The following is a 7,601-nucleotide window of genomic DNA, read 5'->3' on the forward strand; positions in this document are numbered from 1 at the left end:
TGCTTTTCTTATTCTCTTCATCCCGTCCGCAGCCATGCACGACAAAATCCTGATTCTCGACTTCGGTTCGCAAGTCACCCAACTGATTGCGCGTCGTGTGCGTGAAGCGCACGTCTACTGCGAAATCCATCCGAACGATGTATCCGACGACTTCGTCCGCGAGTTCGCGCCGAAGGCGGTGATCCTCTCGGGCAGCCACGCGAGCACGTACGAGGACCATCAGCTGCGTGCGCCGCAGGCCGTGTGGGATCTCGGCGTGCCGGTGCTCGGCATCTGCTACGGCATGCAGACGATGGCCGTGCAGCTCGGCGGCAAGGTCGAGTGGAGCGACCATCGCGAATTCGGCTATGCGGAAATGCGCGCGCACGGCCATACGCGCCTGCTCGACGGCATCGAGGATTTCACGACGGCCGAAGGCCACGGCATGCTGAAGGTGTGGATGAGCCACGGCGACAAGGTTGCCGAGCTTCCGCCGGGCTTCGCGCTGATGGCGTCGACGCCGAGCTGCCCGATCGCCGGCATGGCCGACGAGGCGCGCGGCTACTACGCGGTGCAGTTCCACCCGGAAGTCACGCACACGGTGAAGGGCCGCCAGATCATCGAACGCTTCGTGCTGCAGATCGCCGGTGCGAAGCCCGACTGGATCATGAAGAACCATATCGAGGAAGCCGTCGCGAAGATCCGCGAGCAGGTCGGTGACGAGGAGGTGATTCTCGGCCTGTCGGGCGGCGTCGATTCGAGCGTCGCAGCCGCGCTGATCCATCGCGCGATCGGCGACCAGCTGACCTGCGTGTTCGTCGACCACGGCCTGCTGCGCTTGAACGAAGGCAAGATGGTGCTCGACATGTTCGAGGGCCGCCTGCATGCGAAGGTCGTGCACGTCGATGCCGCCGATCAGTTCCTCGGCCACCTGGCCGGCGTGACCGATCCGGAAGCAAAGCGCAAGATCATCGGCCGCGAGTTCGTCGAGGTGTTCCAGGCCGAAGCGAAGAAGCTGTCGAAGGCGAAGTGGCTCGCGCAGGGCACGATCTACCCGGACGTGGTCGAATCGGGCGGCACGAAGACGAAGAAGGCGACGACGATCAAGAGTCACCACAACGTCGGCGGCCTGCCGGAAACGCTCGGCCTGAAGCTGCTAGAGCCGCTGCGCGACCTGTTCAAGGACGAAGTGCGCGAGCTGGGCGTCGCGCTCGGCCTGCCGCCGGAGATGGTGTACCGCCATCCGTTCCCGGGCCCGGGCCTCGGCGTGCGGATTCTCGGCGAGGTGAAGCGCGAGTACGCGGACCTGCTGCGCCGCGCGGACGCGATCTTCATCGAGGAACTGCGCGGCACGATCGCGACCGCGCAGGATGCGGCAGCGGGCCTGTGCGGCGAAGCCGATGTCGGCAAGAGCTGGTACGACCTGACGAGCCAGGCATTCGCGGTGTTCCTGCCGGTCAAGTCGGTCGGCGTGATGGGCGATGGCCGGACCTACGACTACGTGACGTCGCTGCGCGCGGTGCAGACGACCGACTTCATGACCGCACACTGGGCGCACCTGCCGTACGCGCTGCTCGGCCGCGCGTCGAACCGGATCATCAACGAAGTACGCGGCATCAACCGGGTCGTGTACGACATCTCGGGCAAGCCGCCGGCTACGATCGAGTGGGAGTGAAATCAGGTCCTTCGGGGACTATCGTCAGCTATCGGAAAACTGTCGTAACGTGTTGATTTGGAAGGAAATGCGTCGCGATAGCTATCGGTGACTATCGCCGGCCAGCGGAATAGGTTGGCGGTAGAAGTGGCGGTAAGAACTGGAGGCCGGATTAAGACCGTCCCGTTCACTATTCAGACCAAAGCCGTCTTTGACGGTAAAAGTCTTCTCGGGAAAGCTGGTTTTATGCGGCTTTCCGAGCATCAGCAGGTCTCCTGGCCCCTGACGGTAAAAGCCGTCACAAACAGGAGAAAAACGCCGATGCTCACCGACACCGCACTGCGCAACCTCAAGCCTAAGTCCAAGACTTATAAGGCTTCCGACCGTGATGGGATGTATGTGACGGTATCGCCTACCGGTACCGTCACCTTCCGCTACGATTACCGTCTCAACGGTCGCCGCGAGACGCTCACCATCGGCCGCTATGGGCCTGCGGGCGTCTCGCTGGCGTTGGCCCGCGAAAAACTGATCGACGCCAAGAAGGCCGTCGCCCAGGGCAAGTCCCCGGCGCTGGAGAAGCAGCGCGAGAAGCGCCGGCTGACCGCCGCCAAGACCTTTGGCGAGGTGACCGAGAAGTGGCTGGCGGGCGCCAGGATGGCCGACAGCACGAAGGCCATGCGCAAGAGCATCGTTGATCGGGACATCCTGCCGGCCCTAGAGAACCGGCAGCTCAACGAAATCACTGCCGATGACCTGCGCGCCCTGTGCAACAAGGTGAAGGCGCGCGGTGCGCCCGCCACCGCGGTACATATCCGCGACATCGTGAAGCAGGTCTATGCCTTCGCCATCCTGCATGGCGAGAAGGTGGACAACCCCGCCGAGGATGTGGGCGCCGCGTCGATTGCGACCTTCGTGCCGAAGGATCGTGCCTTGTCGCCGCTGGAGATCCGGCTGATGGCGCGGCAGATGGAATCGGTGGCGACCTATCCGACCATTCGACTGGCACTGCGCATGATCCTGCTGACGCTGGTGCGCAAGAGCGAACTGATCCAAGCCACCTGGCATGAAGTCGATTTCGAGAGCGCGACCTGGACGATTCCGAAGCAGCGGATGAAGGGGCGCAACCCGCATGTGGTCTATCTGTCACGCCAAGCGCTCGACATCTTCGTGGCGCTGCATACCTGTGCGGCCGGTTCCAAGTTCGTGCTGCCGTCGCGCTATGACGCCGACCGCTGCATGTCGAACGCGACCTTGAATCGGGTCACACAGATCGTTGCGGAGCGGGCGAAGGCCGCAGGCCTGCCGCTGGAGCCATTCACCGTCCACGACCTCCGCCGTACCGGCTCGACGTTGCTGAACGAAATCGGCTTTAACCGCGACTGGATCGAGAAGTGCCTGGCGCACGAGGACGGGCGTTCCTCGCGCTCGATCTACAACAAGGCCGAATATGCCGAGCAGCGGCGCCACATGTTGCAGGAGTGGGCCAACATGGTCGATGCCTGGATCGACGGGCAGACCTATGTGCCGAAGCTGATGCCCGCCAATGTCGTGGTGCCGGCATTGAGCGCGACGGTCTGAAAACGGTTTGAAGGCCGCCGCCGGCCTCATTTCTCGCCCGAACCCGCCCTAACAGGGCGGGTTTTTCGTAGATGGACGTCCGGCTTCGAGACGCCGCCGCGAGGGGCTTGCTTGCGTTCGTCGATCCACGCTTCCACTTCGGCCAAATCCCACACAACGCAGCGCGGCGTCAGGTTGAAGCGACGTGGGAAGTCGCCGCGGCGCTCCATTTCGTAAATCGTCGTCTCGGCCAGGGGGACGATTTGCCGCAGCTCTTGGCGGCGAATGGTGCGGCGAAAGGGCAAAACACTGAGCTTTGGAAACTGCGGGAGTTCGTTGTAAGTGTCCGAGCCGGGCAGGGGGATGGATGCGGGCCGTAGAGATTCCTTGGCATCGTTGTCTCGGTTGATTGGCTGTAACGGGTTATTCTCCATGTCGCACTCCGTGAGTGTTCAGTGCTGCAAGGCTTACTGGCGCACGAAGCAATGGTGGCTTTCATTGGCTATCGCGGAAACTCGCTGGAGCGTAGAGGAGCGTATTGAAGAACAGGTAGCCGCGGAAAAGAGGGCAGGGGCATGGTTACGGTGACGGTTTCTCCGATTCATTTCGAGGATTACAGTGGTGTCCAGTTCGAGCGCCTCGTCTTTGCCTATCACGTGCGCGCTGGCTGGCGTGACCTGATCTGGCACGGCCAATCGGGGGGCGACCAAGGGCGGGACATCTCGGGTATCGAGCCATTTGATGACCAGCCGGCACGCAAGACCATCATCCAATGCGCAAACCGGGATACGCTAACGCTGGCGAAAGCCAAAGGCGACATGGGTAAGGCGATCAAGGCCGCAGGCGGGATGCCAGATGTCTTCAAATTTGTCTCTCGTGGCGCCGTTTCGGACACCAACCGAACACGGATCGAGCAAGCCGCAGCTTCCATAGGGATTGCGCATGTGACGATATGGTCGGCTGTGGAGTTCGAGGAAAACCTGCGGCTCCGCGCAGAGTACCTGTTGCACCGCTTCGTCCACGGCATCGAGTTCCCTGACGCCGAAGCGGAGATCCGCAAGTTCGTTGACGACTTTCCTGACCTCTCGGATGCCGATGCGCTGCAATTGATGGCGGCCGTGTTCGATCGGCCGGCTTTTCGCACGCCGTTTCATCAGGAAAGCTCTCTACCTGCCTTTCAGCAGGCGATCGAGGACACCATTGCCGCACTCAATACTGGCGTGTGGCGGACGCGCGAAGGCGACGAGATCAGGCGCATCCCTTCGATCCATCATCTTCGAGATCAACGCACCCGCGCAGTGCTGGAAAAGGTAGTTCGTCAGGTCGACGAGCTGCGTCGCATCTTCGTAACCCGCATCAAGGAAGGGGAGATCAGGCACTGTGGATGCGGTCAGCCGGATTGCCCCACGTACATGCTCACGCATCACGTTGCCGACGAACTGGACGAAGCCAGGCGGAAAATCCTGACGATGTTTCGGTCAGTGTATGCGTCCTTCGGTGTGAGCCTGCGATAGCATGGACAGTATGGAATCGAAGGGCTTGCTGTAGAGAAAGGCCGACGGAATTTATTAATTGTGTGAGCGTGGTGATGGCACTATCCCCCGATCAAGTTCAGTATCTCCACCGTCATTCGCCAGGTGAGGCCGTGGCACACGCGCTATCTGAACTGTTGGTCACTGACCATGACTTACTCAGTGCCGACGCTAACGAACGCTCCATCACCTTTCGCTTCGCGATGTATCTCCAGCTACGTTTCCCTGATTGGACCGTAGATTGCGAGTACAACCGGGATAGCACTGAGCCCAAGAGACTCGGACATTTGGAGCTTTACCCCGATGGCGAGGACGATGAAGCGAAGACGGTGTTCCCAGATGTGATCGTGCATCGGCGAGGTACAAGACAGAACCATCTGGTCTTGGAGTTCAAAAAATCAACGAGCCGCGTTGACAGACAGATCGACCTTCGGAAACTTCGAGGCTACAAGCAGCAGCTTGGCTACGAGCACGCTCTGTTTGTGGAGGTTGGCACCGAGGGGCAAGCGATTGTCACTGCGCTTGAATGGGCCTGAGGGGTGACAAAGGGATAACTCATTATTATGTTCATCAACCGCGCGATGAATCCGGTGAACTACGCCCGCGATCCTGGTGCGTTCGCTTGGCGACGCGACGAACTCAATGTTGTGTTGGCATTCTCGGGTTTCTACGTGCGCGAGGATGGCAAGGTTGGCTATGCTGATAAGGCGACAACATTGGATGCTGCCCGTGCGCGCGCCGGGCGGCTCAAAGCTGCCCTGGAAAGCCGGGCTGTACATGCGGAAGTGTTGCACTACTGCCGTGCCGAATTGCTCGACGAAAATTACTTCCATGCGGTCTTCGAGGCGGCGAAAGGTGTCGCCGAGCGGATTCGCACGCTGTCAGGCCTAAGCGGCGACGGCGCCGACTTGGTGAACAAGGCATTTGCTGGCCAACAGCCTGTCCTAGTGACGCTCGCCAAGTTGATCGGGACCTCGTCAGCATGTTCCATCAAGGGCAAAGCCTGGCAAACCGGGGGCGTCCATGCATGACAAAGCCATTAGCGCGACAGAACCCGCGCTGGGTGCGGGTCACCCGCCATAGACAGTTTTCCCCCCATCGATCACAAAGGCCGAGCCTGTCATGTAGGGGTGGTCGTCGGACGCCAGCATCAATGCCGCGGCCGCAATCTCTTCGGGCTTTGCCATGCGCTGCAGTCCCGGCACGTGACTCTTGGCCCATTGGGCTGCGCCGACTTCCCAAATCGCGTCCGGCATATTCTCCATGCCTACGACGCGTCGTACAAGTGCTGTGTCTGTAGTGCCCGGCACGAGGGCATTGACGCGGATCTTATGGGCCGCATAGTCGAGAGCGGCACACTGAACGAGACCGATAAGGCCGCGCTTGCTCGCGGTATAGGCTCCGCGCTTCGGACCGGTGGAAATTTCGTTGGACGAGGATGTCACAACGATGTTTCCGCCTCCGCCAGCCAGCATATGGGGGATTTCATATTTCATCGCGAAGAACACCCCGCGCAAATCGGTGTTGACGACGTCGTCCCATTCAGCGGCCGTTAGTTCGTGAAGAGGCCGTTCCAGAGTGATACCGGCGTTGTTGAAGGCCACGTCGAGCCGGCCGTAGTGTGCGACCGACCGGTCGACGAAGGCTTTGACCTCCTTTTCTACCCGAACGTCGGCCCGAATATAGATCGCATCGCCGCCCGCCTGCCTGATCTGTTGCTCAACTTCGTGCCCAAGGTTTTCCCGACGGCCACAGAACGCGACCTTCGCCCCTTCGGCAGCGAACTGGATTGCAGCCGCCTTGCCGATGCCCGAGGTCGCTCCGGTGATCAGAACGACCTTGCCAACAAACCTCGGACGGTCGATTCGTTCGATCACGGCAACCGACTGCGATCCTGCGGCCATTGCGCCACCGGCCAAGCCTACGGCAAGCCCCGCGGCCCCGACAGCAGCGGTTCCCAGCAGTTTGCGGCGGCCTGGAGATAGGTTCTTGTCATCCATGGCTTTCGTTCCTCCGTCACGGCATGTGAACTTCCAGTTTCGCTCCGTCGACACCCACGTCGAAGGCTGCGGCGCCAAACTCCGGTAGCCCCGTTCTTCCTTTGACGTTGTTGGAAAATGCGTAGGGTTCCGTGGGAATGCCGAGGAAGTTCCTGGCAAGTTTTCCTGTGCCGTCGAGGTCGTGGAACATCTTGATCGCGTATTTTCCGGGGCTTGGCGCCACCAGATGAAGGGTGGTCTCAGGGCCGTCCACCACGACATGTGCCGCGCTGAGAAAATGATCGTTTCTCCAGGTCGAGGCGTCGTAGAGCCCGGCAAAAACTTCACCCTTCTGTTTTTCTATGCCAACAACATGCACGGTAATGTCGATGCCGCCCGCCGTCGCAATTGTCGGGATCGACACTGCGATCAGAGCGGCAATAATTTGCAGAATGTTCATCATCTTTGGCTCCTGTCCTGGCGGTTGAGTCTCGACGGTCGCGACGCAAACGACTTCAAGTGGTCCTGGTGATAGCTGGAGTAATCACGGCCTTGTAATATCCAGAACCGGAAACGTTGCCCGTGCCGTGAAAGACCAATTTGTAATAGCCCGTAAAGCTCTTGTCCTTAAGGTCGATTCTGTCGATCGACAGATCTGCATTGACAAGGACGTTGCCGACCACCATCCAGTTACAGTAGAAATTGCTCGCCTGAATCAATGCGGTATTGTTGTTTCGCAGGATGATCTTCCCGTCGGCGGTTGCGCAGATCGCGGGGATGCCGTCGGCATTCGAATCGAACGACACCTTGATAGCAAAACCGTCGGCTGATGGGCGCTCCTGGCTTACACGCATTCCGTGCACATGCAGGACAAGAGGAATAAACAGACCGCCTACGCCC

At 60.2% G+C, this 7,601-nt stretch carries 10 protein-coding genes; 5 read left to right on the top strand and 5 right to left on the bottom strand.

The window, feature by feature from the left end:
- The first annotated feature begins 34 nt into the window (after positions 1-34).
- The gene (guaA, locus tag U5798_RS18145) at positions 35-1,654 is read left to right on the top strand and encodes a glutamine-hydrolyzing GMP synthase (protein ID WP_124450543.1); all 1,620 of its coding nucleotides are present in this window, start codon (positions 35-37) and stop codon (positions 1,652-1,654) included.
- Between the two features lie 81 nt (positions 1,655-1,735).
- On the opposite strand, the gene U5798_RS18150 is transcribed toward guaA, so the two are convergent.
- The gene (locus U5798_RS18150; protein ID WP_322082795.1) at positions 1,736-1,897 is read right to left on the bottom strand and encodes a hypothetical protein; all 162 of its coding nucleotides are present in this window, start codon (positions 1,895-1,897) and stop codon (positions 1,736-1,738) included.
- A gap of 57 nt (positions 1,898-1,954) precedes the next feature.
- On the opposite strand from U5798_RS18150, the gene U5798_RS18155 reads away from it, so the two are divergent.
- Entirely contained in the window at positions 1,955-3,211 is a 1,257-nt protein-coding gene (locus tag U5798_RS18155; protein ID WP_322082796.1) for a tyrosine-type recombinase/integrase, read from the top strand.
- A gap of 26 nt (positions 3,212-3,237) precedes the next feature.
- On the opposite strand, the gene U5798_RS18160 is transcribed toward U5798_RS18155, so the two are convergent.
- Positions 3,238-3,624: a helix-turn-helix transcriptional regulator gene (locus U5798_RS18160; protein WP_322082797.1), complete on the bottom strand. Its 387-nt coding sequence runs from the start codon at positions 3,622-3,624 to the stop codon at positions 3,238-3,240.
- 141 nt (positions 3,625-3,765) lie between these two features.
- On the opposite strand from U5798_RS18160, the gene U5798_RS18165 reads away from it, so the two are divergent.
- The 3 genes from U5798_RS18165 to U5798_RS18175 all read left to right on the top strand — a co-directional run bounded on the left by U5798_RS18165 (position 3,766) and on the right by U5798_RS18175 (position 5,753).
- Positions 3,766-4,704 (top strand): hypothetical protein, encoded by a 939-nt coding sequence (locus U5798_RS18165; RefSeq protein WP_322082798.1) that lies wholly within the window; start codon positions 3,766-3,768, stop codon positions 4,702-4,704.
- Positions 4,705-4,778: 74 nt separating this feature from the next.
- Entirely contained in the window at positions 4,779-5,258 is a 480-nt protein-coding gene (locus tag U5798_RS18170; RefSeq protein ID WP_322082799.1) for a hypothetical protein, read from the top strand.
- Positions 5,259-5,285: 27 nt separating this feature from the next.
- The gene (locus U5798_RS18175) at positions 5,286-5,753 is read left to right on the top strand and encodes a TIGR02391 family protein (RefSeq protein WP_322082800.1); all 468 of its coding nucleotides are present in this window, start codon (positions 5,286-5,288) and stop codon (positions 5,751-5,753) included.
- Between the two features lie 39 nt (positions 5,754-5,792).
- Here U5798_RS18175 and U5798_RS18180 read toward each other — a convergent pair whose 3' ends face one another.
- The 3 genes from U5798_RS18180 to U5798_RS18190 all read right to left on the bottom strand — a co-directional run.
- The gene (locus U5798_RS18180) at positions 5,793-6,722 is read right to left on the bottom strand and encodes an SDR family NAD(P)-dependent oxidoreductase (protein ID WP_322082801.1); all 930 of its coding nucleotides are present in this window, start codon (positions 6,720-6,722) and stop codon (positions 5,793-5,795) included.
- A 16-nt stretch (positions 6,723-6,738) separates the two neighbouring features.
- Complete coding sequence (locus U5798_RS18185) at positions 6,739-7,164, bottom strand: DUF2141 domain-containing protein (RefSeq protein ID WP_322082802.1); 426 nt, start codon at positions 7,162-7,164, stop codon at positions 6,739-6,741.
- A gap of 52 nt (positions 7,165-7,216) precedes the next feature.
- Positions 7,217-7,601: hypothetical protein (locus tag U5798_RS18190; RefSeq protein ID WP_322082803.1), on the bottom strand; the 385-nt coding region annotated here is incomplete at its 5' end.

Source organism: Burkholderia sp. BCC1972, assembly GCF_905339605.1.
GTDB lineage: Bacteria > Pseudomonadota > Gammaproteobacteria > Burkholderiales > Burkholderiaceae > Burkholderia.

What these genes read in the sequence shown, in the direction of transcription:
- U5798_RS18160 (WP_322082797.1), bottom strand. Translation starts at nt 3,624, where the DNA reads ATGGAGAATAACCCGTTACAGCCAATCAACCGAGACAACGATGCCAAG.
- U5798_RS18155 (WP_322082796.1), top strand. Translation starts at nt 1,955, where the DNA reads ATGCTCACCGACACCGCACTGCGCAACCTCAAGCCTAAGTCCAAGACT.
- U5798_RS18170 (WP_322082799.1), top strand. Translation starts at nt 4,779, where the DNA reads ATGGCACTATCCCCCGATCAAGTTCAGTATCTCCACCGTCATTCGCCA.
- U5798_RS18150 (WP_322082795.1), bottom strand. Translation starts at nt 1,897, where the DNA reads ATGCTCGGAAAGCCGCATAAAACCAGCTTTCCCGAGAAGACTTTTACC.
- U5798_RS18180 (WP_322082801.1), bottom strand. Translation starts at nt 6,722, where the DNA reads ATGGATGACAAGAACCTATCTCCAGGCCGCCGCAAACTGCTGGGAACC.
- U5798_RS18165 (WP_322082798.1), top strand. Translation starts at nt 3,766, where the DNA reads ATGGTTACGGTGACGGTTTCTCCGATTCATTTCGAGGATTACAGTGGT.
- U5798_RS18185 (WP_322082802.1), bottom strand. Translation starts at nt 7,164, where the DNA reads ATGATGAACATTCTGCAAATTATTGCCGCTCTGATCGCAGTGTCGATC.
- guaA (WP_124450543.1), top strand. Translation starts at nt 35, where the DNA reads ATGCACGACAAAATCCTGATTCTCGACTTCGGTTCGCAAGTCACCCAA.
- U5798_RS18175 (WP_322082800.1), top strand. Translation starts at nt 5,286, where the DNA reads ATGTTCATCAACCGCGCGATGAATCCGGTGAACTACGCCCGCGATCCT.